Below are 1,059 nucleotides of genomic sequence, written 5' to 3'. Positions count from 1 at the left end.
GGCCCCCCTCCGCCCCTCAGTCCCGGGACACCAGCGTCAGCAGCGTCACCTCGGGCGGGCACGCGAACCGCACCGGCGTGTAGCGGTTGGTGCCGCAGCCCGCCGACACGTGCAGGTACGACGTCCTGCCCTCCGCGGTGTGCCGGGACAGGCCCTTGACCCGGTCGGTGTCCAGGTCGCAGTTGGTGACGAAGGCGCCGTAGAAAGGCAGGCAGAGCTGGCCGCCGTGGGTGTGGCCGGCCAGGATCACGGGGTAGCCGTCGGCGGCGAACGCGTCCAGGACGCGCAGGTACGGCGCGTGCACCACGCCCATCGAGAAGTCGGCCGCGTCCGACGGCCCCCCGGCCACCTCGGCGTAGCGGTCCCGCTTGATGTGGGGGTCGTCCAGGCCGGTCAGCTCCACCGACACGCCCTCGATCTTCAGCATGCCTCGCGTGTTGGTGAGGTTCTGCCAGCCCGCCGCGTCGAAGCCGTCCCGCAGGTTCTCCCACGGGTTGTGGATGACTCCTACGGCCGGGGCGTTGCCGTTCAGGCCATGGCGGCCCTGGGCCTTCTCGTACAGGTAGCGGGCGGGGTTGCGGAACTTGGGGCCGTAGTAGTCGTTGGAGCCGAAGACGTACGCGCCCGGGAACTCCATCAGCGGGCCCAGCGCGTCCAGCACCTCCGGCACGCCCTCCGGGTCCGAGAGGTTGTCGCCCGTGTTGATCACGAAGTCGGGGCGCAGGCCCGCCAGCGAGCGCAGCCACCGCTGCTTCTTGCGCTGGCCGCCGACCATGTGGATGTCGGAGACCTGGAGCACCCGCAGGGGGCGCATGCCGGACGGCAGGACGGGGACCGTCACTCGTCGCAGCCGGAAGGAACGGGCTTCGAAACCCGCCGAGTAGACGAGGCCGGCGGCGCCAACCGCCGCGATTCCCAAGGGAACTCCGTATCGCGCGCGCATGCCTCCATCGTGTCAGATCACGAGGACCTCCTTGACCGGGCGCCCGATGTCCGACTTGCCTGGGCGCCCGACATCCTCCCTGACCGCGTGTCCGACGTCCCCCCAATCCTCAGCCC

The 1,059-nt window shown here is 70.7% G+C and carries 1 protein-coding gene; it reads right to left on the bottom strand.

What is annotated here, in order from left to right; genetic code table 11:
• Positions 1–16: 16 nt before the first annotated feature.
• Entirely contained in the window at positions 17–943 is a 927-nt protein-coding gene (locus AOJ26_RS41155; protein ID WP_053853417.1) for a metallophosphoesterase, read from the bottom strand.
• Between the last annotated feature and the right edge of the window lie 116 nt (positions 944–1,059).

Origin of the sequence: Streptomyces sp. NRRL B-24085 (genome assembly GCF_001282115.1) — a bacterium.
GTDB lineage: Bacteria > Actinomycetota > Actinomycetes > Streptomycetales > Streptomycetaceae > Streptomyces.
This window is presented reverse-complemented; position numbering and strand designations above follow the sequence as displayed.